General features: G+C 39.9%; 33 protein-coding genes. 25 read left to right on the top strand and 8 right to left on the bottom strand.

The features are described 5' to 3' along the window. Nucleotides 1–24 precede the first annotated feature (24 nt). Nucleotides 25–1,803, bottom strand: coding sequence for an ABC transporter transmembrane domain-containing protein (locus GQR56_RS10875; protein WP_166111267.1), 1,779 nt, complete (start codon nt 1,801–1,803; stop codon nt 25–27). Nucleotides 1,804–1,891: 88 nt separating this feature from the next. Between GQR56_RS10875 and GQR56_RS10870 the strand changes: the two genes are divergently transcribed. The 4 genes from GQR56_RS10870 to GQR56_RS10855 all read left to right on the top strand — a co-directional run bounded on the left by GQR56_RS10870 (nt 1,892) and on the right by GQR56_RS10855 (nt 4,031). Further along, nucleotides 1,892–2,299, top strand: a complete 408-nt coding sequence (locus tag GQR56_RS10870; RefSeq protein WP_166111264.1) for a DUF3224 domain-containing protein — start codon at nt 1,892–1,894, stop codon at nt 2,297–2,299. Nucleotides 2,300–2,363: 64 nt separating this feature from the next. Next, on the top strand, nt 2,364–2,981 hold the full coding sequence (locus GQR56_RS10865) for a LysE family translocator (protein ID WP_166111261.1): 618 nt from the start codon (nt 2,364–2,366) through the stop codon (nt 2,979–2,981). A gap of 66 nt (nt 2,982–3,047) precedes the next feature. Then, nucleotides 3,048–3,593 (top strand): PH domain-containing protein, encoded by a 546-nt coding sequence (locus GQR56_RS10860; RefSeq protein ID WP_166111258.1) that lies wholly within the window; start codon nt 3,048–3,050, stop codon nt 3,591–3,593. Between the two features lie 42 nt (nt 3,594–3,635). After that, complete coding sequence (locus GQR56_RS10855) at nt 3,636–4,031, top strand: DUF1801 domain-containing protein (protein ID WP_166111208.1); 396 nt, start codon at nt 3,636–3,638, stop codon at nt 4,029–4,031. 22 nt (nt 4,032–4,053) lie between these two features. On the opposite strand, the gene GQR56_RS10850 is transcribed toward GQR56_RS10855, so the two are convergent. Both GQR56_RS10850 and GQR56_RS10845 read right to left on the bottom strand, forming a co-directional pair. Continuing rightward, a complete protein-coding gene (locus GQR56_RS10850; protein WP_024599484.1) occupies nt 4,054–4,398 on the bottom strand; it encodes a rhodanese-like domain-containing protein in 345 nt (114 codons plus the stop codon). Then, the gene (locus tag GQR56_RS10845; RefSeq protein WP_024610264.1) at nt 4,398–4,586 is read right to left on the bottom strand and encodes a DUF2892 domain-containing protein; all 189 of its coding nucleotides are present in this window, start codon (nt 4,584–4,586) and stop codon (nt 4,398–4,400) included. Before GQR56_RS10845 ends, GQR56_RS10850 begins: the two co-directional genes overlap by 1 nt. Before the next feature lie 98 nt (nt 4,587–4,684). Between GQR56_RS10845 and GQR56_RS10840 the strand changes: the two genes are divergently transcribed. Beyond that, the gene (locus tag GQR56_RS10840) at nt 4,685–4,993 is read left to right on the top strand and encodes a metalloregulator ArsR/SmtB family transcription factor (RefSeq protein WP_024610263.1); all 309 of its coding nucleotides are present in this window, start codon (nt 4,685–4,687) and stop codon (nt 4,991–4,993) included. Here the strand turns inward: GQR56_RS10840 and GQR56_RS10835 are convergent. Beyond that, complete coding sequence (locus GQR56_RS10835; RefSeq protein ID WP_166111205.1) at nt 4,986–5,663, bottom strand: nitroreductase family protein; 678 nt, start codon at nt 5,661–5,663, stop codon at nt 4,986–4,988. The genes GQR56_RS10840 and GQR56_RS10835 overlap by 8 nt on opposite strands. Before the next feature lie 187 nt (nt 5,664–5,850). Between GQR56_RS10835 and GQR56_RS10830 the strand changes: the two genes are divergently transcribed. Both GQR56_RS10830 and GQR56_RS10825 read left to right on the top strand, forming a co-directional pair. Beyond that, the gene (locus GQR56_RS10830; RefSeq protein ID WP_166111202.1) at nt 5,851–6,732 is read left to right on the top strand and encodes an ABC transporter ATP-binding protein; all 882 of its coding nucleotides are present in this window, start codon (nt 5,851–5,853) and stop codon (nt 6,730–6,732) included. A gap of 9 nt (nt 6,733–6,741) precedes the next feature. Continuing rightward, nucleotides 6,742–10,320 carry a M1 family aminopeptidase gene (locus GQR56_RS10825; RefSeq protein WP_166111199.1) on the top strand — a complete coding sequence of 1,193 codons (3,579 nt, stop codon included), beginning with the start codon at nt 6,742–6,744 and terminating at the stop codon, nt 10,318–10,320. 273 nt (nt 10,321–10,593) lie between these two features. Here the strand turns inward: GQR56_RS10825 and GQR56_RS10820 are convergent, their stop codons facing one another. The 4 genes from GQR56_RS10820 to GQR56_RS10805 all read right to left on the bottom strand — a co-directional run bounded on the left by GQR56_RS10820 (nt 10,594) and on the right by GQR56_RS10805 (nt 13,472). Beyond that, a complete protein-coding gene (locus GQR56_RS10820; protein WP_024610260.1) occupies nt 10,594–11,274 on the bottom strand; it encodes a TorF family putative porin in 681 nt (226 codons plus the stop codon). 280 nt (nt 11,275–11,554) lie between these two features. Beyond that, entirely contained in the window at nt 11,555–12,718 is a 1,164-nt protein-coding gene (locus GQR56_RS10815) for a hypothetical protein (protein WP_024610259.1), read from the bottom strand. A 155-nt stretch (nt 12,719–12,873) separates the two neighbouring features. Further along, complete coding sequence (locus GQR56_RS10810; RefSeq protein ID WP_166111196.1) at nt 12,874–13,074, bottom strand: helix-turn-helix transcriptional regulator; 201 nt, start codon at nt 13,072–13,074, stop codon at nt 12,874–12,876. An 8-nt stretch (nt 13,075–13,082) separates the two neighbouring features. Beyond that, nucleotides 13,083–13,472, bottom strand: coding sequence for a hypothetical protein (locus GQR56_RS10805; RefSeq protein WP_166111193.1), 390 nt, complete (start codon nt 13,470–13,472; stop codon nt 13,083–13,085). Between the two features lie 232 nt (nt 13,473–13,704). Between GQR56_RS10805 and GQR56_RS10800 the strand changes: the two genes are divergently transcribed. The 18 genes from GQR56_RS10800 (at nt 13,705) to rplQ (ending at nt 24,423) form a co-directional block, all read left to right on the top strand. Beyond that, on the top strand, nt 13,705–15,675 hold the full coding sequence (locus GQR56_RS10800; protein WP_166111190.1) for an AsmA family protein: 1,971 nt from the start codon (nt 13,705–13,707) through the stop codon (nt 15,673–15,675). 272 nt (nt 15,676–15,947) lie between these two features. Then, nucleotides 15,948–16,316, top strand: a complete 369-nt coding sequence (gene rplN, locus GQR56_RS10795; protein ID WP_002959498.1) for a 50S ribosomal protein L14 — start codon at nt 15,948–15,950, stop codon at nt 16,314–16,316. Nucleotides 16,317–16,326: 10 nt separating this feature from the next. Next, nucleotides 16,327–16,641: a 50S ribosomal protein L24 gene (gene rplX / locus GQR56_RS10790; protein ID WP_002959496.1), complete on the top strand. Its 315-nt coding sequence runs from the start codon at nt 16,327–16,329 to the stop codon at nt 16,639–16,641. 16 nt (nt 16,642–16,657) lie between these two features. After that, complete coding sequence (rplE, locus tag GQR56_RS10785) at nt 16,658–17,197, top strand: 50S ribosomal protein L5 (protein ID WP_024610257.1); 540 nt, start codon at nt 16,658–16,660, stop codon at nt 17,195–17,197. Between the two features lie 10 nt (nt 17,198–17,207). After that, entirely contained in the window at nt 17,208–17,513 is a 306-nt protein-coding gene (gene rpsN, locus GQR56_RS10780) for a 30S ribosomal protein S14 (RefSeq protein ID WP_024610256.1), read from the top strand. Nucleotides 17,514–17,534: 21 nt separating this feature from the next. Then, complete coding sequence (gene rpsH, locus GQR56_RS10775; protein ID WP_007376462.1) at nt 17,535–17,927, top strand: 30S ribosomal protein S8; 393 nt, start codon at nt 17,535–17,537, stop codon at nt 17,925–17,927. Nucleotides 17,928–17,940: 13 nt separating this feature from the next. Continuing rightward, on the top strand, nt 17,941–18,474 hold the full coding sequence (gene rplF / locus GQR56_RS10770; protein WP_002959488.1) for a 50S ribosomal protein L6: 534 nt from the start codon (nt 17,941–17,943) through the stop codon (nt 18,472–18,474). Between the two features lie 9 nt (nt 18,475–18,483). After that, nucleotides 18,484–18,834: a 50S ribosomal protein L18 gene (gene rplR, locus GQR56_RS10765; protein WP_002959486.1), complete on the top strand. Its 351-nt coding sequence runs from the start codon at nt 18,484–18,486 to the stop codon at nt 18,832–18,834. 9 nt (nt 18,835–18,843) lie between these two features. Beyond that, nucleotides 18,844–19,350, top strand: coding sequence for a 30S ribosomal protein S5 (gene rpsE, locus GQR56_RS10760; protein ID WP_002959485.1), 507 nt, complete (start codon nt 18,844–18,846; stop codon nt 19,348–19,350). A gap of 2 nt (nt 19,351–19,352) precedes the next feature. After that, the gene (rpmD, locus tag GQR56_RS10755) at nt 19,353–19,535 is read left to right on the top strand and encodes a 50S ribosomal protein L30 (RefSeq protein ID WP_002959482.1); all 183 of its coding nucleotides are present in this window, start codon (nt 19,353–19,355) and stop codon (nt 19,533–19,535) included. Nucleotides 19,536–19,539: 4 nt separating this feature from the next. Beyond that, entirely contained in the window at nt 19,540–19,974 is a 435-nt protein-coding gene (gene rplO / locus GQR56_RS10750; RefSeq protein WP_002959480.1) for a 50S ribosomal protein L15, read from the top strand. Nucleotides 19,975–19,984: 10 nt separating this feature from the next. Next, entirely contained in the window at nt 19,985–21,313 is a 1,329-nt protein-coding gene (secY, locus tag GQR56_RS10745; protein ID WP_024610253.1) for a preprotein translocase subunit SecY, read from the top strand. Nucleotides 21,314–21,335: 22 nt separating this feature from the next. Beyond that, nucleotides 21,336–21,449 carry a 50S ribosomal protein L36 gene (rpmJ, locus tag GQR56_RS10740; protein WP_002959476.1) on the top strand — a complete coding sequence of 38 codons (114 nt, stop codon included), beginning with the start codon at nt 21,336–21,338 and terminating at the stop codon, nt 21,447–21,449. 124 nt (nt 21,450–21,573) lie between these two features. Beyond that, entirely contained in the window at nt 21,574–21,930 is a 357-nt protein-coding gene (gene rpsM / locus GQR56_RS10735) for a 30S ribosomal protein S13 (protein WP_007584664.1), read from the top strand. Between the two features lie 12 nt (nt 21,931–21,942). After that, on the top strand, nt 21,943–22,329 hold the full coding sequence (gene rpsK / locus GQR56_RS10730; RefSeq protein WP_002959471.1) for a 30S ribosomal protein S11: 387 nt from the start codon (nt 21,943–21,945) through the stop codon (nt 22,327–22,329). Nucleotides 22,330–22,350: 21 nt separating this feature from the next. Beyond that, complete coding sequence (gene rpsD / locus GQR56_RS10725) at nt 22,351–22,971, top strand: 30S ribosomal protein S4 (protein ID WP_002959461.1); 621 nt, start codon at nt 22,351–22,353, stop codon at nt 22,969–22,971. A gap of 24 nt (nt 22,972–22,995) precedes the next feature. Then, nucleotides 22,996–23,982 carry a DNA-directed RNA polymerase subunit alpha gene (gene rpoA, locus GQR56_RS10720; RefSeq protein WP_008168100.1) on the top strand — a complete coding sequence of 329 codons (987 nt, stop codon included), beginning with the start codon at nt 22,996–22,998 and terminating at the stop codon, nt 23,980–23,982. 39 nt (nt 23,983–24,021) lie between these two features. Next, nucleotides 24,022–24,423: a 50S ribosomal protein L17 gene (gene rplQ, locus GQR56_RS10715; protein ID WP_008168098.1), complete on the top strand. Its 402-nt coding sequence runs from the start codon at nt 24,022–24,024 to the stop codon at nt 24,421–24,423. Nucleotides 24,424–25,104: the final 681 nt, after the last annotated feature.

The raw sequence follows: 25,104 nt of genomic DNA, 5'->3' as shown, positions 1-25,104 counted from the left end.
TTAACCTTGAAAGGTCAACAGACCCTAATCCTTATTAAACTGTAATTCACACAGTTTTTGATACAACGGGTTACTTGCTAATAACGCTTGGTGAGTACCCGTTGCTATGATTTCTGCATTTTCCATTACTACAATTACATCTGCATGTTTTACCGTTGCCAGCCTATGGGCAATTATTAACGTTGTTCTGTTTTGCATTAAATGCTCAAGTGCAGCTTGTACATGTTGCTCACTTTGCGCATCCAGCGCGCTGGTGGCTTCATCAAGAAGGAGTATTTCAGGGTCTTTTAATATGGCACGTGCAAGCACAATACGCTGCTTTTGCCCACCCGATAACCTCACACCCTGCTCACCTAAAAAGCTGTTATAACCTTGCGGTAGCTGTTTGATAAATTCATCGGCATGCGCATATTTTGCTGCGGCATATACTTGCTCGTCGGTTGCACTTGGGTTGCCATAGCGAATGTTATGCATTACATCGGAGCTAAATAAAATAGGGTTTTGCGCTACCATGCCCATTTTATTACGCAAAGTATTAAGCGATAAGTCTTTAATATTTACATCTTTAAATTTAATGGCTCCGCTAGCCGGATCGTAAAATCGCTGTAGTAATTCAAATAACGTTGTTTTACCTGCGCCAGAGGGACCAACAATTGCCATTGTTTGACCTTGCTCAATCGTTAAGTTTATTTTATTAAGCGCACTCACGTCTGGACGAGAAGGATAGTTAAAGCTTATATTTTCAAGTGTAATAGCAGGGCTGTTAATGTTTTGCAGTAAGCTATCGTCTTGTGGATCTAGCGGGTTTTCTATCTCACTTTTAACAGCAAGTAACTCAAGTAACCTTGCAGCCGCGCCTGCTGCACGTTGTAGTTCGCCATATACTTCAGCAACGGTTGCCACCGACATTGCAACCATAATAGCGTAAAACACAAACGCACCTAACTCGCCGCCGCTCATGGTGCCTGCAAGTACGTCGTTACCACCTACCCATAACATAGCGCTAATAGCACTAAAGGTTAAAAAAATCACCACGGCTATTAAAAATGAACGTTGCTTAATACGTTTTTTAGCAACGTTAAAGGCTTTTTCGGTCTCAAGCGCAAAGGCATGTTGTTCTTGTTCTTCATGGCTATAACTTTGCACTACTTTTATGTTTTGTATGATTTCTCCGGCATAGGTACTTATGTCGGCAATGGCATCTTGGCTAGAGCTTGCTAGTTTGCGTACCTTGCGACCAAATATCATCATAGGAACAAGTACCAGCGGTACACAGGCTACAACCACTAAAGTAAGTTTTAAATTAGTAAATAGCAGCATAGCTAAGCTACCAATCAACATAAGTACACTGCGCAGCGCCATAGAAAATGATGAGCCGATAATTGATTGCAGTAATGTGGTGTCGGTGGTTAAACGCGACATAAGTTCGCCACTGCGGTTTTCTTCAAAGTAGCTAGGGTGTAGCGTTACAATGCGATTAAACACTGCTTTTCTAATATCGTTACTTACCCGCTCGCCAATCCACGACATTAAATAAAAACGGCTAAAAGTACCTATCGCTAATAAGCTGATTAAACCAATGAGTACCAGCACAGCTTGCTGTAATTGATCTTTGGAGCCTGCAATAAACCCATGATCAATAACAAACTTAACACCTTGCCCCAACGACAAATTAACACCCGCAGTCACTAACAGTGCAGCTAGCGCAGCTACTACCATCCATTTGTAAGGTTTTATAAAAGCAAAAACAGGTAATAGGCTGCTAAAAGCAGCTTTTTCGGATGCAGAGGTGTTTTTTGACATAGTGGATTCTTTTTAAAGGTTAAGGTATAGATATGGCATCATCGGATTAAAAATCAATAGTATTAAATATCATCAATAAGGAATTGTTATGACAACAAAAATAATAAGTGGTGAATTTATAGTGTCTTTAGCGCCAATTGAAGGTTACGTCAAAGGGCAGCAAGGTATTAACTTGGGACGTATGTCGATTGATAAAACATTTAAAGGTGACTTAAATGCTACAAGCCAAGGCGAGATGCTTAGCGCAATGACACCAACCCAAGGCAGCGCAGGTTATGTTGCTATTGAACAAGTTATTGGTACGCTTGAAGGAAAGCAAGGTAGCTTTGTATTACAACATTTTGGCACTATGGATAAGGGTCAAGACAGCCTAATTTTAACTGTTATTCCTGATTCAGGCACTGGCGAGCTAGAGGGTTTAAGTGGCAGTATGAAAATTCGCATTGAGCAGGGCATTCACTATTACGATTTTGACTACGTGTTTGAAAGTAAGTAAAGCTTGGTATAGGTTTTAGTATTCGAATCTCAACTGTTAAAAATGATAAGTTATAAGGAAAAAAATGACATTAACGGCATGGTTTAGTTTAGTTGTTGTATGCATGATGGGTGCAATGTCGCCAGGTCCAAGCCTTGCAGTTGTGTTAAAGCATACAATGAGTGGCGGAATGAAAAGCGGTATGCTTGCTGCGCTTAGTCATGGCGTGGGTGTTGGGCTTTACGCGGCAGCTTCGTTACTTGGTTTAGGGACATTGATGGCTCAATTTCCAACGGTATACCAAGTCCTTGTATATTTAGGCGCTGGGTATCTAGCCTATTTAGGTTTAAAAATTCTGTTAGCAAAACCCAGTAATGACGAACTGCAAATACAAAAAAGTGAGCTAAGCGCAACCAAAGCGCTGCAAGATGGATTCGCCATTGCGTTTTTAAACCCTAAATTGGCAATTTTCTTTTTAGCGTTGTTTTCGCAATTTATAGACCCGCAAAACCTGACTTTAAGCATTGGCATTATTATGTGCTTAACTGTATTTGTAATTGATACAGGTTGGTATTTGCTAGTTGCAGTACTTACTGAGGTTTCAAAAAATCGCTTTGGTTTTACTAAGCAGAACCCATGGCTTGATAAAATACTGGGTGTTGTGTTTATTGCCCTTGCTATAAAAGTCGTTATTAGTTTGTAAGATTGAGTAGAGATTATTGAAGTTTGCAGAGTGTATTTTTAGTTATATAGATAAAGGATTAAAACAATGACAAAACATATTTTAAAAAGTGCTTCATTCGATTACAAGGTAAAACAATACTGGATGGTTACGGCAACTTTATTTGCAATGTTGGCTCTTATTACTATACCGCTTATACCTATCATTTTACTTATTGTATGGCTGGTGGGTGGGCGAATACTTGCAGCTATGTCGGCTGATTTATTATCGCAAAAGCTGGTAGTTAAACGTGGCATATTATTTAAAGAAGAAAAATCGATTCCGCTTGAAAAAATAACTGATGTTGGATTAAGCCAGGGCCCACTAATGCGCCTTTTTGGGTTATATCGTTTAAGCTTTGAAACGGCAGGGCAGTCAGGAAATGGTGCTTTAGTGTCTTTGCTTGGTGTAGTTAATGCGAGTGAGTTTAGAGAGGCGATACTTGAGCAAAAAGATATATTGGCTAACCAAGGTAAAACTTCGCAGCAGCCGACAGAGCAAAGTGAGAAAGAGCTGCTAAGAGCGCTGACTTATAGTGTAAAAAATATAGAACAAATGCTACTTGCTTTACTTGATGAAAAACAACAAAAGTAATTTACCTTTAAGTATAGGTAGGGCGCTTATAAGGTTATTTTTATGAATACGGATATAAAAAATATATTTAATAATTATCCTGAAATAGCAAAAAGTAAGCTTATAAAATTACGAGAGTTAATTTATACCGTAGCACAAGAGCAAAGCTTAGGAGTTGTTGAAGAGTCAATAAAGTGGGGAGAGCCAAGTTATAACACAATAAATGGCAGCCCCATTCGCGTGGGCTTTAAGGGCTCATCGTGTTATTTATTTTTTCATTGCCAATCAAAGCTAGTAAGCACATTTAGAGAATTATACTCTCATAATCTTACCTTTGAAGGAAATAGAGCAATTGTGTTAAATAGTGAAAAGCCATTACCAGAGTACCCAGTTAAAGCGTGTATTAAATTAGCACTGACTTATCACAAAGTTAAACGCCTACCTTTGTTAGGTGCATAACTGCATGCACTTAAGTAGATACTTAAAACACACTACATATTTGGTTTGCGTCACAGGTAATAACAGTCACGTTTTCGTAGCCAACACGCGTTAACGCTTCAGCGCCAAGTGTTGCGCGTGCACCGCTTGCGCAGTGCACGTAAATAGGGCGTGCTGCGTCTTTTTCTATTTCCATTAGTTTCATCTCGAGCAATCCGCGCGGAATATTTATTGCTCCTACAGCTGCTTTTGTAGCGTGCTCTGCGGGTTCTCGCACATCAATAAGTAAACCTTTATTTTGTTCAAGCTCGAGTTTTGCTTGCGCTGCGTCAATACGGCGTTGGTTAGGTGTGATAATTTTTAGTAAGTCAGGGATCGATGTAAGCATTAGTCTGTAAATCCTCTTTTTCGTAAAAAAGACATTAAAGGGCACCACTTGGTATAAGCAGATTGAATTAAGTTAATACCTATAAATAACGTTAAAAACTGAAAGTTACTATGTACAAAGTAACTTAATAATACAGATACTGCTACAGCACTTCCGCCGATTAATAAAATTGCATCGCTAATTTTCATTGGTCACCTTAATATTAGTAAACTCTAATGTTAATTATATTAGAACTTACTAATGTAAAAGTCTATACTTAAAAAGGTCAAAAAAGAGAAATAACAAAATGAATATTGAACAACTAGCTGTCAACGCAGAGCAAGCCGAACAGTTTTTAAAATTAATGGCTAACAAAAATCGCTTAATGATTTTATGTAGTTTATTACAAGGCGAGCAAAGTGTAGGTGAGCTAAATAAAAATGTACCTTTAGCACAGTCGGCGCTATCTCAGCATTTAGCAAGTTTACGCAAGGCAGATATGGTTGTTACTCGCCGAGAAGGGCATACTATTTATTACTCGTTGACCGACCCAAAAGTTGAGTCGATCATTGCTTTGTTATATGAATGGTTTTGCCGACAAGAAAATACTAAATAAAAGTAGCTATTTCATCGATAGATTTTTTATCGAGTGCATGAGCAGGTATTGTTGCATCATCACTTGGGTAGCCTGCAATAAGTAGCATATACGGGCGTTCGTTATCTCTATCGCGACCACATATGTCGGTTAAAAAGCTCATTGGTTTTGGAGTATGAGTAAGGGTTGCCAAACCGGCACGGTGCAAAGCTTGAATTAAAAAGCCGGTAGCTAAGCCAACAGACTCATGCACATAATAATTCGTATTTTTATCATCGGTGCTTACACCCCCCTTTTTTTGACTAAATACAGCTATAAGCCAAGGTGCATGTTCTAAATAAGGCTTATTAGCATCGGTCCCTAGAGGCTTTAGTGCATCTAACCATTCTTCACCTGCTCGTCCTTCGTAAAAAGATCGTTCTAGTTTTTCGGCGGCTTCTCTTATTTGTTTTTTTACATCACTGCTGTTTATAGCTACAAAATGCCAAGGCTGATGATTCGCTCCACTTGGTGCTGTGCCCGCTGCTTTTATACATGCTTCAATAATATTTTTTGGTACTGGGCGATCGCTAAAGCTGCGAATGCTATGGCGGCGTTGGCTAGTGGTTAAAAACTCGTTAGCGCGATTTAGCATTTCGTCGTGTGGGTATTCTATAAAGTCGTTTAATGGCTGGCTTTGGTGATCTTGCATGGCTTTTCGCTTCTTATAAAAAGTATATGTAGTTTTTATACCGAGTGAATAACGCGCAGGCAAGTGTTATGAGTTTAAATTGTGTTTATTTGTTGTTACAAATTTAGCCAGTAGGTAACTTATGTTCCTGTTTTTCTTGTGGTATAAAACATCATAAAAATAATTACTTATATTCAAGGAAGTAAAAATGCTATCAATAACAGGGTTATCTAAAACCTACGATAACGGCGTACATGCACTGCAAGGTGTTGATTTATCTATAGGTAAAGGGATGTTTGGGTTGCTTGGACCAAATGGTGCTGGTAAATCATCGCTTATGCGTACTATTGCAACACTGCAGTCGGCTGATTCAGGTTCAATTACTTTTGATGGTATTGATGTATTTAAAGACCCACAAGCTTTGCGCCAACGCTTAGGTTACTTACCACAAGATTTTGGTGTGTACCCGCGTGTTAGTGCTTACGACTTACTGGACCATATGGCTGTTTTAAAGGGTATTCATAATAAAGCCGAGCGTAAAGAGTCGGTTGAAGGATTACTTGCACACACTAATTTATATCAACATCGCTCAAAAGCTGTAAGTGGCTTTTCGGGCGGTATGCGTCAGCGTTTTGGTATTGCTCAAGCTTTATTAGGTGACCCTGATTTACTAATAGTTGATGAGCCAACTGCGGGGTTAGACCCAGAGGAACGTAATCGTTTTCATAACTTATTAGTAAGCTTAGGTGAGCAAAAAGTAGTGATATTATCAACCCATATTGTTGAAGATGTTGCAGAGCTTTGCCCAAATATGGCGGTGCTGGCTGGCGGTAAAATTTTATTGGAAGGCAACCCAATCGCGCTTACCGATAAACTGCAAGGACAAATTTGGCGCAAAGCCATGAGCCAAGAAGAAGCGCAAGACCTTGAGCCACAACTGCCTGTTATTTCAAAGCGCTTATTTGCAGGGAAAACAATTTTACATGTATTAGCCGAGCAAGCACCTGAAGGCTTTGAAGCTAGTAACGCAAACCTAGAAGATGTGTATTTTTCTACGCTGCTTAATCATCGTAACAGCCAAGTAGCATAAGGAGGCGTTATGTTTTTTAATATGCTCACGTTTGAGCTACGCTATTTTGTGCGTCAGCCTTCGTTTTATGTCACCTCATTAATCTTTTTTTTGATGGCGTTTTTTATAAGCTCTAGCAGTAAATTCCCTCTTGGTGGGGCGAATGTTCATATGAACTCGCCTTTCTCGATTATGCTTTTAACCGTTACATTTTGTACGTTTGCGATGTTTTTAGTGGTTAACTTTGTTGCCAGTTCCGCTATTCGCAACAGTGAAAGCAAAATGGATGAGCTGGTATTTAGTAAGCCTGTTAATCCTGTGCCTTATCAAGCAGGGCGTTTTTTTGGTTCTTACTTAGTTGTACTTATTGTGTTTTTAAGCGTGCCATTGGGTGTGTTTTTAGGGTCGCAATTTGGTTTGTTGGTTGGCTGGCTCGATAGTGAATTGGTAGGTCCTAATAAGCTAATGTACTACGCTGCGCCTTATCTTTATTTAGCAGTGCCAAGTTTACTGGTGCTTTCGGCTATTTTTAATAGTGTAGCGGTCTATTTTAAAACCATGATGTCGGTGTATGTAGCAGCTGTTGTGATTTTTATAGCCTATCAAATTGCCGGCGTTTACTTTGATGATTTAGCATTTAGAAATATTGTTGTTTACGCCGACCCATTTGGCTCTGGTTCGTTAATTGATTTAACACGTTATTGGACTGTAAATGATAAAAACACAGAAGTGCTAACGCTCACAGGTGACCTTTTAGTTAACCGTATATTGTGGGTGGCAATCAGTGTTGCAATGTTTTTTGGCCTTGGAAAGCTAAGCAACCGCATGGTAACTAAAAAACAGAAGAAGCAATTTAAAGTCTCTGCTTTTGTACAAAATAAACAAGCTTCACTTATCAATAGTGCTAAAAATTATAAATCAGCGGGAGTCAATACTAAATCTCAGCTAATAATGCGCAGTATATTCGAACTTAAACAAGTTATATTTAGTGCTCCTTTTATGATTTTAGCGGGTGTAAGTATTGTAACGCTTATGATCCCACTATTTGCTCCTATTGGCGCCTATGGCACTACTAACTGGCCTTTAACTCAGAATATGGTAAATATTATAGGGCGTATTTCCGGTTTATTTTTGTTTGTTATTATCGCTTTTTATAGTGCTGAGCTTGTATGGCGAGAGCGACAAAGTGGTATGGGCGATATTGTCGACAGCTTTCCGGTACATAATAGTGTTTTTTGGGTGTCAAAAATACTGGCTTTAATCGCCGCTATTTCTGGGTTGTTCCTCGTGGGAATGATACTCACAATTACGGTTCAGTTATTTAAAGGTCAATTTAATTTAGAGCTAGGACAGTATTTATTTAGGATTGTTTATTTATCGATTTTACCGTTGATTATGCTGACTGTACTCGCCTTCTTTTTACAGATTATTAGCCCGAATAAATATGTAGGAATGGGCTTGTTTATTTTGTATTACATAGCGCAAACAGTAATGGGTTCTTATGGGTTTGAGCATCATATGTATCATTTTTCGCAAAGCAGTAGCGTACCGTATTCTGATATAAATGGTTATGGGCACTTCTTACAAGCTGCGCATTGGTACACATTATATTGGGGTGCGTTAAGTCTTGTTCTAGCGATTGTTGGGTTTGCGTTATGGCATCGTGGTCCTTCACAAACGCTGCGCACACGCCTGTCTATGCTTCGTTATAATATGTCATTAAAAGGGCAAGCGGTTGCGGTTATTAGTGCATTAGTGCTTGTTGGTGCAGGCTACAATATTTATAACAACACAAGAGTTTTGAACGAGTTTACTACGAGCGATGAGCTTCAAGACAAGCAAATAAGTTATGAACAGCAGTTTGCACAATACAAAGACTTAGCACTACCGATGGTGACCGATGTTGACTTAACTGTTGATATTTTTCCAAAAAAGCGTGCTTTAAGTGCTGTGGCAAAAATTAAATTTACCAATACCTCTAACGAGCCAATTACGCGAGTATTGATCACCTCACCTCAACACGCTAAAAGTTGGGATGTAGCTATGGCAGGCGGTAAGATAGTTGAACAATTACCAGCGTTTTATTTAGCATGGTTTGAGTTTGAGCAGCCGCTTATGCCAAACGAAATAAGAGAAGGGCAACTGTCGGTTACTCGCGATCATACAGGCTTTACTGATAAAGACTCTGATACACAATTGGTTGCCAATGGCACTTTTATTAATAATTTGGAACTCCTTCCTAGCTTTGGTTATAACCGTGGTTTACAGGTAGCTGATAAATTTGAGCGCCGTAAGCATGATTTACCTGAGCTTGAACGCGCTCATAAGCTAGAAGACAGCCAGTACTATACACAAAGTGATTTTGGTGCAGCTAATGGGTTTATTAACTTTAAGGCAACGGTAACAACCGACGAGTCGCAATTTGCGATTACCCCAGGGTATTTACAAAGTGAAAGTGTAAAAGACGGGCGCCGCACCTTTGTTTATGAAATGGATGCGCCCATTTTAAACTTTTATGCGGTGCTTTCGGCAGAGCTTGAAAGTAAAAAGGTTGAGCATAATGGGGTAAATATTGAGGTGTACTACCACAAAAATCATGCATGGAATGTCGACCGTATGATTGAGTCAGTACAAGACTCGATAGATTACTTTACACAAGCGTTTGGACCGTATCAGCATAAACAGCTACGTATTATTGAATTTCCTAAGTATCGCTCGTTTGCACAAAGTTTTGCCAATACAGTCCCTTACTCAGAAAGTATGGGGTTTATTACAGACTTAAGAGATGAGAGTAAAGTTGACTACCCTTACTATGTTACCGCACATGAAGTAGCGCACCAGTGGTGGGGGCATCAAGTATCGGCGGCTAATGTAGAGGGCAGTGCCGTTATTTCTGAAACGCTTTCACAATACAGTGCGCTTATGGTGCTCGAAAAGCGCTTTGGCGCAGAGAAGCTACGTAAGTTTTTAAAATATGAGCTTGATAGGTACTTAATAGGGCGTACAGGGGAGGCCTTTGAAGAAATGCCACTATATAAAACGCAGTCTCAACAATATCTTCATTACAATAAAGGATCTGTGGTAATGATGGCGATTTATGATCGTTTAGGTGAAAAACGTTTAAATGATGCACTCAAAGCATTTTTAAATGAGTTTCAGTACCAATCAACACCATACCCAACTACGCTTGATTTACTTAGCTATTTAAAACAAGACGCAACGCTAGCAGAGCAAAGTTTTATTGACGATCAGTTTAAATATATCACCTTGTATGAGCTTGAGATGAAAGAGGTATCGGTGACAGATAGCATTGATAGTGATGGCTTTTATACCGTAACACTGAATGTTGAAGCAGCTAAACACCGTGCTGATGGCCAAGGTGAAGAAACTGAGCAGCCGCTCGATGAACTAATTGATATTGTTTTATTCAGCGATGACCCTGAAAACCTACTAGCTGAAGATTTTGTTATTTACTCTAAAAAGCACCAAATAGTGACTGGTACTAATAAGATTGAGCTTAAAGTAAAAGAAAAACCACTATTTGCGGGGGTTGATCCTTTTGTTAAATTGGTCGATAAGGATAGCACTGATAACTTAGCTAAGTTTTAATTAAGGTTTACAATAACTATTCTAAAGCCGCATTTATGCGGCTTTAGAATGTAATAAGCTATGTGAAAATTGCTTAAAAGTTATTTAGAGTAACCGGAGGGTACTAACTACTGTAGCGCAAAGAGGTTGGTATTTATAAAATGGATATGAAGCGCTACTAATATTTTAGGGTTTGGATTGAGCCTAAATAATACAAAGAGACGGGTTTATAAAGTTCTTAAATGAGAAAAGGGCCATAGGCCCTTCGTGTTGCAGCAAGTAACACATTCTTTTTTATAAAGTAAAATCTACAGCGTAGCCAACATATACTTTAATATCAGCAATATCTGTATCAGATACTCCAAAAGTAAAACCATCTTTTGAAATTGATACGCCATAATCAAAAATATTACTATCGCCAATAAAGTCACCTGAATAGTGACCTACATGTAATGCCATTTCAGTACCATTGCTACCAATTGGAAACGCGTAGTCTGCGTTAAGATATAATGAATCACCAAAGTCAGTACCATCACCGCTTGCATCTGATGTAGCTAAAATTGCAGCACCAAAAGTAAAGCTTTCAATACTGATACTGCCGTAAATTTCAGAAAAATCCGCATCCACTTCAGAAGCTGCATCAGGATATGCATAGTAAATATAACCAACGTCGTAGCTTACGCTTTCGTTTATAGCACCACCAAAGCCAGCATATAAATCTAGCTCGTAGGTCATTTCATCTGCCCAAGATGCGTTTGAAGCCCAAGTACCTGCATAAAAACCAGATTCATGCGCGTAGTCAATGCCACCAGATACAGCTGCATCGCCATCGGTTTGTTCTTGGCCTCGCCATAAGTAGTTTGATGTTGCAGCTGCATTTGCTGTTACTTCAGCTTGAACTGCTGTTGATGTTAACGATGTTGCCACTATTAATGCTATAGCACTTATTGCAATTGTTGTTTTTAGTTTGAGCATGTTCCATTTCCCGTTATATGATTTTTGCATGCCAAGGCTTTATTATGTATTGCTTTAACCTTTTTGCAGGATGCATTTTTATTGTTTAACTGGGGTAGTAGTAGCACTGTATATGCCAAATTTACTTTATCTAATGAAAAATGGTTGTTTATATTTTAAAAACAGAAGGTTGGCTGTATAAGGTATTAAGAGGATATATGTAGTATAAGAAATGTTCGCACACTGCTGGTGCATAAATTAACCTAGCTGCACCAGAAAAACACAGCTAGGTTAGATTTATTTAGCCAAAAATAGTGCGCATTAGACTAATTGTTTCGTTAACGCCGCGACCTTTTTGAACTTCATTAATGATAGAGTCACGTTTGCTGCGAATATGCTCTGGGATATCGTCAGCTGTAAGAGCGCGATCTACTAAAATCTCTGCAGACTCTTTGCCTCTGCGTTGAGTTTTACCAGTAGTTGTTGTGCTACGTTTTGGCTTGCTAAGTAACTTGATATAGTTAGAGTTATCAGGTGTTTTAGCATCCGCATAGTAAAAGAAACATGGTATTAGAGCTTTAATAGCAACTAATTGTTCTTCTAACTCGTTACTTGGTTTAGCCATTTTGTACCATGACATAGCTTGAATACCTTTTACGATATCTTGCCAGTAACGTTCAAAATCACTGTTTTTAAGTTTTGGAACACCAAGGGCACCACATAATGCATCTAGTCGATTATTTGTAATCGGAGTAAATAGATCTGGGCGGCGCATTGCTAACAAGCGAGTTGCAGGAGCAAGTGTTGGTTTTTCATTATTGTCTGTAAACACTTTTGAATAAGCAGCAACAAATTGTTGGTATTCGTACTGCGTTATATCACCTTCAAGCGGGATGTTTGCAAGAGCAGCATCAAAATCACCTGGTAAATCGGCAAGCATTTGATGAAAACCTTTAGCGCTCTTCGTAGATGCAAACCATTCAACATCAAAGTTGTAAGTACTTGGGTCAAGTGATGCCATGTGCTTACCACTAAATGCTAGTAAGTCTTCAGGGATCATATCTTTAAGTGACTGCTCACGAATGCTTTTGATATAGCTTACTAAACGAAGTTGCTCGTCAAGGGCAATAACGTCTTTATGCTGTTCAACAAATACGCTTACTACAGGCCAAGGGGCTACGCGTAATGTTTTAACCTGTAAAAAACTAATAGCCGAAATAAGCTGGTCATGTAGTTTTTTTAGTACAGGTAATTGTTGCGGTTCTAGTAAATCGTAGTTCATACGATCTCTACTTGCATTAAGTAGTTCATAGCACCAAGGTAAAAAATCATCAGGGTGGTTTTCTACTTTCACGGCCATAAGGTTAAGGCTTAACTCTGAAGATTGCTTCAGAATGTTCTGATAGATTTGATTTTCTTGTTCGCCTAGCGTCATTTTTGACGGTGAAATTAGCAGTGTTTTCATGCCTTGTAGAATCTCCGGATTAGATATATATTTTTTTGCTGGTCTATTTTAGCGCAATTACAACAATAACAACAGCGCTGTCCTTCATACGTTGTAATTGAAGTGGCTAAATCGGTACTTTCGCTAATAGAATAACGTTAACACCTTAGTATATATCAATCATTCTCATCTAGCACAAAGAGACTTTCAACTGAGATATTAAAATGCTTTGCTATTTTTAGAGCAATTATTACCGAAGGGGTAAATCGTGCCGTTTCTACTGTACTAATAGTCTTACGTGAAACCGCAATTAGATCAGCCAAGTCTTGTTGCGAAAGGCCTGCTTCTTTGCGGTATTTTGCAATTTTATTTTGCACTTTTGCTCCTAATCTTTGCTTTGCCAAAGAATTGATACGCCGTATATTAAACTCATTACAGCAAGGTAAAATGAAGCCATCATGCTGTGAGATACTTCTAAAGCAAGAGTATCGGAGAGTAAGTACACGCCACCCATACTAAAAAGTAAGCCAAGCACAACATGTTTATAGGCAATAGTGTCGATGGTATTTAAATATTCATCTTTATATGTAAGGTGGTATTTCATTCTCCATGTAAACCCGCCTCTGATCACAAACATAAAGAATGAACCTAAAAAAGCAGCAGTTCCTAAAAACAATAGTGGGGTTGATGTTTGATTAAGCATTGGGTAAACACTAATGATTAATAAAGTGACCCCCATAAATTTTTCTTCACTTTTAATATCGTAATTAGACATAGCTCATTTCCTTTTAAAATTTTTACAATATGTAACCTGTAGGTATCAATGTAACCTTAAGGTTTCATTGGGTCAATATTTATTTGTAACCTAAAGGTATCAAAATGTTTCAGGGCTGATTCAGGATAAGAATGTAATATCTAATAAAAAGCTTTTTTATCAGAACGACAATGATTTTAAGGCTAACACTCGCTATGATAAGAACATTATTTGCACGTTTGAAAGGACGATCATGAAAACCTTACTTAAAATTGTAGGTGTAATACTTTTACTATGTATAGCACTAATTGTTGCCGCACCGTTTTTAATCCCTACTGATACTATTTTTAATAAAGTGTCTCAGCAGGTAGAACAAACAACTGGGCGCACTCTTACTATTAAAGGTGATAAAACACTTAGCGTATTCCCAGCATTAAAGTTAGAACTTAACGACGTGCATTTTGCAAATATGGAATCAGGTTCGCGCGCCGATATGGCGAGTATGAAACAGCTTGCTGTACACATACCTTGGTTTTCATTATTTGGTGGTGAGTTTAAATTAGATAAGTTTGTTATAAACGAACCAAATATCCTATTAGAAACCGATAAAAATGGTAAAGCTAATTGGCAGTTGTTTGATGCAGTTGCAGAGCAACCTAAAGAGCAAAGCGAATCTGGCGAAGCTATTAAGCTTCCAGATAACTTTGATATTGAGTTAGGTGAGGTTGCTATTTATGGCGGTACATTTACCTATCTAGATGGTCAAACCGGTGCTAAACAACAAATTAGCGATTTAGAACTCGCTATTTTACTTCCATCACTTCGTAAAACATTAGAAGTAAAAGGTGGTATTACTTATATGGAAGAGCGTTTTGAGCTTGATATAAAATTAGATACTCCTGCTAAAGCAATTGAAGGTGCTACTTTTAATGTTAAACAAAGCTTAGATTCTCGTTTAGTTGATTTAACGTTTGAAGGTGATATTGCTAAACAAGGACAAGATATTAAAGGGCAATTGGCACTAAGTGGTGAATCAGTAAAAAATATTGCGAAATGGCAAGGTGTAGAATTAGGCGCTAAAGAAAATGCTTTTAACGCATTTAGTGTCAACGGTAAAATGCACTTAGCAGGTGAGAAGTTTAATTTAGAAGATTTAGTCGCAACGTTAGACGCATTAGAAATAAAAGGTAAAAGCGAGCTAAACCTAGGCAAACGTTTAGCTGTAAATGCTGATATTGATTTAGGTATGCTTGATTTAAACCCGTACCTACCTGAAGCCGTAGCAAAACAAGAAGAGCCAGTAGAGCAAAATGATAAACCTGCAGAACCAATAGTATGGGATGACACTAAAATTGATCTAAGTGCATTAAATTCACTAGATGCGAATGTAGTTATTCGTTCAAGTGGATTAAAAGCTAATGATATTAAGTTGGGCGCAAATCAATTTACTGTTGCTTTAAAAAATAGCGTTGCAAAACTAAGCCTAGATAGTTTTTCTGCTTATGAAGGGTCAGGTAAAGGCGTTATCAATGTAAACGCACAACAAGTACCTTATAAAATATCAACTAACTTTGACTTAGCTGGAATAGATGCACAGCCTTTATTAACGGATGCGGCAGGTTTTGACAAGCTAATGGGTAAAGGGTCTCTAAATTGGAACCTAAACACAACTGGTCAAAGTCAAAAGTCGTTTATTGGTGCGCTTAACGGAAAGCTTGGATTTGAGTTTGCTGATGGGGCTGTAAAAGGTGCGAATATAGCTGAGATGGTTCGTAAAGGTAAGGAACTCATTTCAGGAAACTTTGGTGCTGCATCTGAAGGGCTGGATACCGGGTTTGAAGAATCAGAGCAAACAGATTTCTCTGCACTAACTGGAAGTTTTAACTTTACTAATGGTGTTGGTAAAAACACTGATTTATCACTTATTAGCCCACTCGTTAGAATATCAGGTGAAGGCGATGTTGATTTACCGCAAACAACGGTTAACTACCGTTTAGTTACAGGTATAGTTGGATCAATCGAAGGGCAGGGTACGACAGATGATAGCACCGGTTTTAAAATACCGCTTCGTATAGAGGGCCCTTTCCATGATGTGGGCATTAAACTTGACGTAAGCAATGCGCTTAAAGATGAAGCAAAGCAAAAAGTTGATGAAGCAAAAGAAAAGGCGAAAGACAAAGCAAAAGATAAAATTAAAGACAAATTAAAAGGTTTGTTTGGTTAATTTTATTTATATAAACAAACAAGGCGCTTATATAGCGCCTTGTTTGTTTTGTAACCACCTGTTATTTAGTTACATAGCCGTAATTGCTCAACTTTAATTATCCTCCGCTCTAAATTAATTAAAAAATAACCTATCGCTCCCTCTTCAATGCTGGTACAATTGCCCGCCCTTAAGAGACAACTAGTTTGTTTTTGAGTGGGATTTAATCGAAATGTCTTGATTCGTAAACGAATTTTAGACACGTTGTAATTACTACACCGGAGGTCATTAACATGATCCAAATGCAAACTCAGCTGGAAGTTGCTGATAACAGCGGCGCTCGCAAAGTGCAGTGTATAAAAGTCCTTGGTGGTTCACACCGTCGCTACGCAGCGATTGGCGACATCATTAAAGTTTCTGTAAAAGAAGCTATTCCTCGCGGTAAAGTGAAGAAAGGTGATGTTAAAAACGCGGTAGTTGTGCGTACCAGAAAAGGTGTTCGCCGTCCAGATGGTTCTTTGATCCGTTTTGACAGCAACGCTGCTGTTATCTTAAATGATAACTTACAGCCAATTGGTACACGTATTTTCGGCCCTGTGACTCGCGAACTTCGTAATGATAAGTTCATGAAAATCGTTTCACTAGCCCCAGAAGTACTGTAAGGAGCCAATCATGGCAGCAAAAATACGTCGTGATGACGAAGTAATCGTACTAGCAGGTAAAGACAAAGGTAAGCGCGGAAAAGTGCTTTCAGTTGTTACTGAATCTGGTCGAATCTTTGTCGAAGGCATAAACTTGATCAAGAAACACCAAAAGCCGGTTCCACAATTGAACCAAGCTGGCGGCATTGTTGAGAAAGAAGCATCTATGGATGCATCAAACGTTGCGATCTTCAACTCGGAAACGAGTAAAGCTGATCGTGTAGGTTTCAAGATTGAAGATGGTAAGAAATTACGTATCTTTAAATCTACTGGTAAAACTATCTAATAGTTGGAGTAGAATGATGGCGAAACTGCATGAAGTATATAAAGACAAAGTAGTTGCTGAACTTCAAGAGAAGTTTGGTTTCAGCTCTGTCATGCAAGTCCCTCAGATCGAAAAGATCACATTGAATATGGGCGTGGGCGAAGCCCTAGCTGACAAGAAGATTTTAGATCACGCAGTAGCGGATTTAGCAGCAATCTCTGGTCAGAAACCTCTAATCACTAAAGCACGCAAATCTGTTGCTGGCTTCAAAGTGCGTGAAGGTTACCCGATTGGTTGTAAAGTAACCCTACGCGGCGAGCGTATGTGGGACTTTTTTGAGCGTTTGGTATCAATCGCTATCCCACGTATTCGTGACTTCCGTGGCGTAAGTGCTAAGTCTTTTGATGGACGTGGCAACTACAGCATGGGCGTACGTGAACAAATCATCTTCCCAGAAATCGATTACGATAAAGTAGACCGTGTACGCGGTATGGATATTACTATCACTACTTCTGCGAAATCTGATGAGGAAGGCCGTGCGTTGTTAGAAGCGTTTAACTTCCCATTTAAGAAATAAGGGTAGGGTTATGGCAAAGAATTCTATGAAAGCGCGCGAAGCTAAGCGCACAAAACTAGTTGCTCAATTCGCTGAAAAGCGTACAGCACTAAAAGCTATCATCACTGATGTTAACTCATCTGAAGATGATCGTTGGGACGCGGTTCTTAAGCTACAAGCTTTACCACGTGATTCTAGCCCTGTACGTCAACGTAATCGTTGTAACATTACGGGTCGCCCACATGGTTACCTTCGCAAATTCGGCATGAGCCGTATTAAAGTTCGCGAAGCAGCTATGCGCGGTGAAATTCCTGGCCTTAAAAAGGCTAGCTGGTAATAGAATCATGGGAGTAAGACTATGAGCTTGCAAGATCCTATCGCGGATTTGTTTACACGTATCCGTAACGGTCAATCAGCGAAGAAAGTATCTGTAACGATGCCAACTTCAAAGCTGAAAGTAGCATTAGCTAAAGTACTAAAAGACGAAGGTTATATCGTAGACTTCGCTGTTAACAGTGAAGCAAAACCTGAGCTTTCTATCGAGTTGAAGTACTTCGAAGGCAAAGCTGTAATTGAAAATATCCAGCGTGTAAGTCGCCCTGGTTTACGTATCTATAAGAAACGTGACCAATTACCTAAGGTAATGGGTGGTCTTGGTATCGCTATCGTATCAACTTCTAAAGGCCTGATGACAGACCGCACAGCACGTAGTGCTGGTGTTGGTGGTGAAATCATTGGTTTTGTAGCTTAATCGGAGGGGAACTATGTCTCGCATAGCAAAGGCACCAATTACTGTTCCTGCCGGTGTAGAAGTTACATTAAAAGGCCAGGAAATCACAGTTAAAGGCAAAAACGGTGAACTTACTCGTACTATCAACAACGCTGTTGAAGTACAAGTTAATGACAACGTTATTACTACTTTACCTCGTGATGGCGTAGCTAATGCATGGGCTCAAGCAGGTACTGCTCGCGCTCTAATCAACAACATGGTTGTTGGTACGCATGAAGGTTACGAGAAGAAACTTCAGTTAGTAGGCGTGGGTTACCGTGCTGCAGCTAAGGGTAAAACATTAGATTTAACTCTTGGTTTCTCACACCCAGTTAATTTCGCAGTTCCTGAAGGAATTACGATTGAAACTCCAAGCCAAACAGAAGTTCTAGTTAAGGGCGTAGATAAGCAGTTAGTTGGTCAAACAGCTGCTAACATTCGTGCATACCGTAAACCTGAGCCTTATAAAGGTAAGGGTGTTCGTTATTCAGATGAGAATGTACGCCGTAAAGAGGCTAAGAAGAAGTAAGGTAAGACGATGGATAAAAAAACAGCTCGTCTACGTCGTGCTAAACGCACTCGTAGAAATTATATTGAACAAGGCACAACGCGTCTTGTTATCCACCGCACGCCACGTCACATCTACGCTCAAGTTGTAAATGCTGAGGGTAATGTACTGGCTGCTGCTTCTACTGTTGAAAAGGCTATTAGCGAAACAGTTAAAGGCACCGGTAACGTTGAAGCTGCGCAAGCAGTTGGCAAAGCGGTTGCTGAACGTGCGGCTGACAAAGGCATCGAAAAGATTGCTTTTGATCGCAGTGGCTTTAAATATCACGGCCGTGTGAAGGCGCTAGCTGATGCTGCGCGTGAAGCCGGTTTGCAATTCTAGGAGTAGACTATGGCTAACGTAGAAGCAAAGCAACAACAGCCTGATCTAGCTGAAAAGCTAATCGCGGTGAACCGTGTGTCTAAAGTAGTTAAAGGTGGTCGTATCTTTAGCTTTACTGCACTAACTGTAGTTGGTGATGGCGCAGGTAAAGTAGGTTTTGGTTATGGTAAAGCACGTGAAGTTCCAGCTGCTATTCAAAAAGCAATGGAAAAAGCACGTCGCAACATGATCAATGTAGACCTAAATGGCAACACATTACAGCATCCTGTTAAGGGACGTCATGCTGGCTCACTAGTGTTCATGAAACCAGCATCTGAAGGTACTGGTATCATTGCAGGTGGTGCTATGCGTGCAGTACTTGAAGTGACTGGTGTGCAGAACGTACTTTCTAAATGTTACGGTTCTACTAACCCAATCAACGTGGTACGTGCAACGATTTCGGCTCTTGAGAATATGAATTCTCCACAGTCAATCGCTGCAAAACGTGGCCTTCGCGTAGACGAAATACTGGGGTAACCATGGCAAATCAAACTGTAAAAGTAACACAAGTAAAAAGCTCTATCGGTCGTTTACCGAAACATAAAGCTACATTACGCGGTCTTGGTTTACGTCGTATCAACCACACTGTTGAGTTAGAAGACACAGCATGTGTACGTGGTATGATAAACAAGGTTTCTTACATGGTTAAGGTAGAGGGTTAATTCGATGCATTTGAATACACTTTCACCTGCTGCAGGTTCAAAAACTGCCCCTAAACGTGTTGGTCGTGGTATCGGTTCTGGTCTAGGTAAGACTGGCGGTCGTGGTCACAAAGGTCAAAAATCACGTTCAGGCGGTAAAGTACGCGTTGGTTTCGAAGGCGGTCAAATGCCTATGCAACGTCGTCTACCTAAATTTGGTTTTACTTCTCGCAAATCTTTAGTATCTGCAGAAATAAACCTTTTTGAAATCGCTAAAGTTGAAGGCGATGTGGTAGACCTAAGCGCGTTACAAGCAGCTGGTCTAGTTAAAAAGAACGTTCTTTTCGTTAAAGTTGTTAAATCTGGTGAAGTTTCACGCGCTGTTACAGTTAAAGGTCTTAAAGCCTCTAAAGGTGCACGCGAAGCTATTGAAGCTGCCGGAGGCAAGGTAGAAGACTAAGGAAGTACTAATGGCTAAACCAGGTCAAGATACACAAAGTGCACAAAGTGGACTTTCGGAATTGAAGCGTCGATTACTCTTCGTATTGGGTGCTATCATAATTTACCGTCTAGGTTCATTTGTGCCGATCCCTGGGATTGACGCCGCTGTACTTGCCGATTTCTTCGAGCAACAAAAGGGCACCATTGTTGAGATGTTCAACATGTTTAGCGGTGGTGCGCTTGAGCGAGCTTCAGTGTTAGCACTGGGTATTATGCCGTATATCTCGGCTTCGATTATTACGCAACTATTAACGCATATGTATCCTCCGTTTATAGAGCTTAAGAAAGAAGGTGAGCAAGGGCGTAAAAAAATTAGCCAGTACACACGCTATGGCACGCTTGTGCTAGCTACTATTCAATCTATCGGTATTGCTACTAGCTTACCGGGCATGATGGAGGGGTTAGTTGTTAACCCTGGTATGGGTTTCTACTTCACCGCAGTGGTGAGTTTAGTAACTGGTACTATGTTCCTTATGTGGTTGGGTGAACAAATTACAGAACGTGGTATCGGTAACGGTATCTCAGTTCTAATATTTGTTGGTATTGTAGCTAACTTGCCGTCTGCTATTGGTTCGACAGTCGAAATGGCGCGCCAAGGTGATTTGAATGTTTTTGTACTGTTGATGGTTGCGGTAATCGTATTCGCTGTTACTTATCTTGTAGTGTTTTTTGAACGTGGACAACGTCGTATTGTTGTTAACTACGCTAAACGCCAACAAGGTCGTCAAGTATTTGCTGCTCAAAGCACGCATTTACCACTAAAAGTAAATATGGCGGGTGTTATTCCACCAATCTTCGCTAGCAGTATAATTCTGTTCCCTGGTACAATTGCTAGCTGGTTCGGCCAAGGTGAAGGTCCAGTCGCTGATGTATTACAAGCTGTTGCTACTACGTTGACCCCAGGTCAACCGTTGTACTCACTTGTACTAGCTGCGGCTATTATCTTCTTCTGCTTTTTCTACACAGCGTTGGTTTTTAACCCTCGTGAAACAGCAGATAACCTTAAGAAATCTGGCGCATTTATCCCAGGTATTCGTCCAGGTGAGCAGACATCTAAATACATTGATAAAGTGATGACACGCCTGACATTGGCAGGTGCTTTGTATATAACCTTTATCTGTCTGGTGCCTGAATTCATGACGATGGCGTGGCAAACGCCATTCTACTTCGGCGGTACATCAGTTTTGATTATCGTTGTAGTGATCATGGACTTTATGGCACAAGTACAGACTCACCTGATGTCTCATCAGTATGATTCTGTGCTGAAAAAAGCGAACCTTAAAGGCTACGGTCGATAAGGTCAGTTTACGGAGTTGAGCAATGAAAGTACGTGCTTCCGTTAAGAAAATATGCCGTAACTGTAAAGTTATTAAACGTGCTGGTGTAGTACGCGTAATTTGCAGTGAGCCTAAGCATAAGCAAAGGCAAGGTTAAGTAAACAGCGTGCAGGCTGAGTTTTCTCGGCCTGTGTTTTTAGTAGTAATTTGGTCTTCGTTTGAGTATCCTTACGGGCTTTTCAAACAGATGATTACCAAATTCGAATATAGGAGATGTGTTAGTGGCCCGTATTGCTGGCATTAACGTCCCTGATCATAAACATGCGGTTATTGGTTTAACAGCTATTTATGGCATAGGTAAGACTCGCTCTAAGGCTATCTTAGTAGCGACTGGTATCGCCGAAACCACAAAAATCGGTGAACTTTCAGACGAAATTCTTGACGTACTGCGTGATGCAGTTGGCAAGTACACTGTTGAAGGTGATCTTCGTCGTGAAGTTACTTTAAATATCAAGCGCCTTATGGACCTTGGTTGTTATCGTGGCCTACGTCACCGTCGCTCTTTACCACTACGTGGTCAAAGAACTAAGACTAACGCGCGTACCCGCAAGGGTCCTCGTAAGCCTATTAAGCGATAAGGGGATAGTATTATGGCTAAGACACCAATTCGTCGTAAAAAGGTTAAAAAACAAGTTGCTGATGGTATGGCTCATGTTCATGCGTCTTTCAACAACACTATTGTAACGATTACCGACCGTCAAGGTAATGCACTATCATGGGCTACTGCCGGTGGTTCAGGTTTCCGTGGTTCACGTAAATCTACACCATTTGCTGCTCAGGTTGCTGCAGAGCGTGCAGGTACTGCTGCTCAAGAATACGGTTTAAAAAATCTAGAAGTTTTCATTAAAGGTCCAGGTCCAGGTCGTGAATCTGCTGTACGTGCTTTGAATGCTGCTGGTTACCGTATTACCAACATTACTGACGTGACGCCTATACCACATAATGGTTGTCGTCCACCGAAGAAACGTCGCGTTTAACAATAGGTTAGGAGAAATAACATGGCAAGATATTTGGGCCCTAAGCTCAAGCTGAGTCGTCGTGAAGGTACTGACCTGTTCCTTAAGAGCGGCGTAAGAGCTATCGACTCTAAGTGTAAACTTGAGACTGCACCTGGTCAGCACGGCGCTCGTAAAGGTCGCTTATCTGATTACGGTTTACAATTACGTGAAAAGCAAAAAGTACGTCGTATCTACGGTGTATTAGAAAAGCAATTCCGTAACTATTACAAAGAAGCTGCTCGCCTTAAAGGCAATACAGGTGAAAACTTGTTACAGCTATTAGAGCAACGTTTAGACAATGTTGTATATCGCATGGGTTTTGCTAGCACACGTGCAGAAGCACGCCAGTTAGTAAGCCATAAAGCGATTTTAGTTAATGGTCGTGTTGTGAACATTCCTTCATACGTAATTACACCAGAAGATACTGTTGTAATCCGTGAGAAGTCTAAGACACAAGCACGTATCATCGCTGCTCTAGAGTTGGCTGAGCAACGTGAAAAGCCGACTTGGGTTGAAGTTGACGGTAAGAAATTGGAAGGCAGCTTTAAGCGTCTACCTGAGCGTTCAGATTTGTCTGCGGACATCAATGAACAACTAATCGTCGAACTTTACTCTAAGTAAAGTTAAGAGTTAAGAGAGGATAAAATGCAGGGTTCTGTAACAGAATTTCTAAAACCAAGGTTAGTCGATATCGACGCTATTAACCCAACGCGTTCTAAAATAGTTTTAGAACCATTAGAGCGTGGCTTCGGTCATACTCTGGGTAATGCCTTACGCCGTATATTGCTTTCATCTATGCCTGGATGTGCAGTAACTGAAGTTGAAATCGACGGTGTATTGCATGAGTACAGCGCGAAAGAAGGCGTACAAGAAGACATCATTGAAATACTACTAAACCTAAAAGGCTTAGCAGTAACGTTAGAAGGCAAAGATGAAGTTTTTCTGACCCTGACTAAATCTGGTGTAGGTCCTGTTACTGCGTCTGATATTCAGCACGATGGCGATGTAACAATTGCTAATCCAGATCACGTTATTTGTAATTTAACAACAAATAACAGCGAGATCAGCATGCGTATTCGTGTTGAACGTGGTCGTGGTTATGTGCCTGCATCTAGTCGTTTATCCTCTGATGACGATGAGCGTCCAATTGGTAGATTGTTGCTTGATGCATCATTTAGTCCAGTTGAACGTATTGCGTACTCGGTTGAATCAGCCCGTGTTGAGCAACGTACAGACTTAGACAAGTTAATCATTGATATGGAAACAAACGGCACTTTAGATCCAGAAGAAGCGATCCGCCGTGCGTCTACTATCTTAGCTGAGCAATTAGATGCATTCGTAGATTTACGTGATGTAACTGAGCCAGAAGAGAAAGAAGAGAAGCCAGAATTCGATCCTATTCTACTTCGTCCAGTTGATGATCTTGAACTAACAGTACGCTCAGCAAACTGTTTGAAAGCCGAGCAAATTCAATATATCGGTGATTTAGTTCAACGTACTGAAGTTGAGCTTCTTAAAACGCCTAATCTAGGTAAGAAGTCTCTAACTGAAATTAAAGACGTGCTAGCTTCACGTGGTCTTTCTCTGGGCATGCGCCTAGAAAATTGGCCACCTGCAAGTCTAGCTGAATAATCTAAATCACTATATTAGTTTAGTTAGAAGGATAGGGTCATGCGCCATCGTAAGAGTGGTCGTCAATTAAACCGTAACAGTAGCCATCGTAAAGCGATGTTTAGCAATATGGCAGGTTCTTTGGTGAAACATGAAATCATCAAAACTACTTTGCCTAAAGCGAAAGAGTTACGTCGTGTAATTGAACCTTTAATCACACTGGCTAAGACTGACAGTGTAGCAAATCGCCGTTTAGCGTTTGCTCGCACGCGTGATAAAGAAGTTGTTGGTAAGTTATTCAGTGAAATCGGTCCTCGTAATGCGGATCGTCCAGGTGGTTACACTCGCATTCTTAAGTGTGGCTTCCGTACTGGTGATAATGCACCAATGGCTTATATTGAACTAGTTGGTCGCCCAGCGACTAGCGAAGCAGTTCAAGAAGACGCACAGTCTGCAGAGTAAGTCTTAAAGAAACCTAAAAGCCGAGCCTATGCTCGGCTTTTTACTGCCTAAAATTTATATAATCTTTGGTTATTAATTTAAACATCCTTCATTTATTACCTGCATATATAGTATTTAGCTTAGCCTGATCCTGGCATATTCCTTTTTTAAATTTATACATCTGCAACCCCAACTTATTCTAGCGATAGATTTTATAGGCTCTATAGTAGTGCAGCCCAGTTCTCTAAAGTTTTTAGTATAAGTAAAAGAGTCTCAACTTTTAATGAATAACTCAGAGGAGTTACTTAACGATTAACTTTATATAGTGAATATGTGAATTGATTTAAATACAAATAATTTTAATAAATGAACAACGGTGTAAGATTGCGTTTAGATAGCTATAGATACATAAAAACCACAATGAACCTTTATGCATTTCAGATGAGCTTAGTTCCTGAATTAAAGATATAGATTATGCTCAAGCAGAAATTTATTTGAAAATATCATACGAATTTAGAGTTAATAATTATATTTAAGTACTTATCTATTCATTAAAATAAGTAAACTGGCAGTGTTTAGTCCTCTTTTTAAGCATTTAGCTTAAATTCTCACCGAACAGTATGTTATTTCAAGTTTTCTTCAAAAAAGGGTTGATCTGTTTTCGGATCTCCCTATAATGCGACCCCACTGAGACGGGAAACG

The sequence above is a fragment of the Pseudoalteromonas sp. Z9A5 genome (assembly GCF_011378875.1).
In the GTDB taxonomy this organism is placed as follows: domain Bacteria; phylum Pseudomonadota; class Gammaproteobacteria; order Enterobacterales; family Alteromonadaceae; genus Pseudoalteromonas.
This window is presented reverse-complemented; position numbering and strand designations above follow the sequence as displayed.

What these genes read in the sequence shown, in the direction of transcription:
- GQR56_RS10875 (WP_166111267.1), bottom strand. Translation starts at nt 1,803, where the DNA reads ATGTCAAAAAACACCTCTGCATCCGAAAAAGCTGCTTTTAGCAGCCTA.
- GQR56_RS10870 (WP_166111264.1), top strand. Translation starts at nt 1,892, where the DNA reads ATGACAACAAAAATAATAAGTGGTGAATTTATAGTGTCTTTAGCGCCA.
- GQR56_RS10865 (WP_166111261.1), top strand. Translation starts at nt 2,364, where the DNA reads ATGACATTAACGGCATGGTTTAGTTTAGTTGTTGTATGCATGATGGGT.
- GQR56_RS10860 (WP_166111258.1), top strand. Translation starts at nt 3,048, where the DNA reads ATGACAAAACATATTTTAAAAAGTGCTTCATTCGATTACAAGGTAAAA.
- GQR56_RS10855 (WP_166111208.1), top strand. Translation starts at nt 3,636, where the DNA reads ATGAATACGGATATAAAAAATATATTTAATAATTATCCTGAAATAGCA.
- GQR56_RS10850 (WP_024599484.1), bottom strand. Translation starts at nt 4,398, where the DNA reads ATGCTTACATCGATCCCTGACTTACTAAAAATTATCACACCTAACCAA.
- GQR56_RS10845 (WP_024610264.1), bottom strand. Translation starts at nt 4,586, where the DNA reads ATGAAAATTAGCGATGCAATTTTATTAATCGGCGGAAGTGCTGTAGCA.
- GQR56_RS10840 (WP_024610263.1), top strand. Translation starts at nt 4,685, where the DNA reads ATGAATATTGAACAACTAGCTGTCAACGCAGAGCAAGCCGAACAGTTT.
- GQR56_RS10835 (WP_166111205.1), bottom strand. Translation starts at nt 5,663, where the DNA reads ATGCAAGATCACCAAAGCCAGCCATTAAACGACTTTATAGAATACCCA.
- GQR56_RS10830 (WP_166111202.1), top strand. Translation starts at nt 5,851, where the DNA reads ATGCTATCAATAACAGGGTTATCTAAAACCTACGATAACGGCGTACAT.
- GQR56_RS10825 (WP_166111199.1), top strand. Translation starts at nt 6,742, where the DNA reads ATGTTTTTTAATATGCTCACGTTTGAGCTACGCTATTTTGTGCGTCAG.
- GQR56_RS10820 (WP_024610260.1), bottom strand. Translation starts at nt 11,274, where the DNA reads ATGCTCAAACTAAAAACAACAATTGCAATAAGTGCTATAGCATTAATA.
- GQR56_RS10815 (WP_024610259.1), bottom strand. Translation starts at nt 12,718, where the DNA reads ATGAAAACACTGCTAATTTCACCGTCAAAAATGACGCTAGGCGAACAA.
- GQR56_RS10805 (WP_166111193.1), bottom strand. Translation starts at nt 13,472, where the DNA reads ATGTCTAATTACGATATTAAAAGTGAAGAAAAATTTATGGGGGTCACT.
- GQR56_RS10800 (WP_166111190.1), top strand. Translation starts at nt 13,705, where the DNA reads ATGAAAACCTTACTTAAAATTGTAGGTGTAATACTTTTACTATGTATA.
- rplN (WP_002959498.1), top strand. Translation starts at nt 15,948, where the DNA reads ATGATCCAAATGCAAACTCAGCTGGAAGTTGCTGATAACAGCGGCGCT.
- rplX (WP_002959496.1), top strand. Translation starts at nt 16,327, where the DNA reads ATGGCAGCAAAAATACGTCGTGATGACGAAGTAATCGTACTAGCAGGT.
- rplE (WP_024610257.1), top strand. Translation starts at nt 16,658, where the DNA reads ATGGCGAAACTGCATGAAGTATATAAAGACAAAGTAGTTGCTGAACTT.
- rpsN (WP_024610256.1), top strand. Translation starts at nt 17,208, where the DNA reads ATGGCAAAGAATTCTATGAAAGCGCGCGAAGCTAAGCGCACAAAACTA.
- rpsH (WP_007376462.1), top strand. Translation starts at nt 17,535, where the DNA reads ATGAGCTTGCAAGATCCTATCGCGGATTTGTTTACACGTATCCGTAAC.
- rplF (WP_002959488.1), top strand. Translation starts at nt 17,941, where the DNA reads ATGTCTCGCATAGCAAAGGCACCAATTACTGTTCCTGCCGGTGTAGAA.
- rplR (WP_002959486.1), top strand. Translation starts at nt 18,484, where the DNA reads ATGGATAAAAAAACAGCTCGTCTACGTCGTGCTAAACGCACTCGTAGA.
- rpsE (WP_002959485.1), top strand. Translation starts at nt 18,844, where the DNA reads ATGGCTAACGTAGAAGCAAAGCAACAACAGCCTGATCTAGCTGAAAAG.
- rpmD (WP_002959482.1), top strand. Translation starts at nt 19,353, where the DNA reads ATGGCAAATCAAACTGTAAAAGTAACACAAGTAAAAAGCTCTATCGGT.
- rplO (WP_002959480.1), top strand. Translation starts at nt 19,540, where the DNA reads ATGCATTTGAATACACTTTCACCTGCTGCAGGTTCAAAAACTGCCCCT.
- secY (WP_024610253.1), top strand. Translation starts at nt 19,985, where the DNA reads ATGGCTAAACCAGGTCAAGATACACAAAGTGCACAAAGTGGACTTTCG.
- rpmJ (WP_002959476.1), top strand. Translation starts at nt 21,336, where the DNA reads ATGAAAGTACGTGCTTCCGTTAAGAAAATATGCCGTAACTGTAAAGTT.
- rpsK (WP_002959471.1), top strand. Translation starts at nt 21,943, where the DNA reads ATGGCTAAGACACCAATTCGTCGTAAAAAGGTTAAAAAACAAGTTGCT.
- rpsD (WP_002959461.1), top strand. Translation starts at nt 22,351, where the DNA reads ATGGCAAGATATTTGGGCCCTAAGCTCAAGCTGAGTCGTCGTGAAGGT.
- rpoA (WP_008168100.1), top strand. Translation starts at nt 22,996, where the DNA reads ATGCAGGGTTCTGTAACAGAATTTCTAAAACCAAGGTTAGTCGATATC.
- rplQ (WP_008168098.1), top strand. Translation starts at nt 24,022, where the DNA reads ATGCGCCATCGTAAGAGTGGTCGTCAATTAAACCGTAACAGTAGCCAT.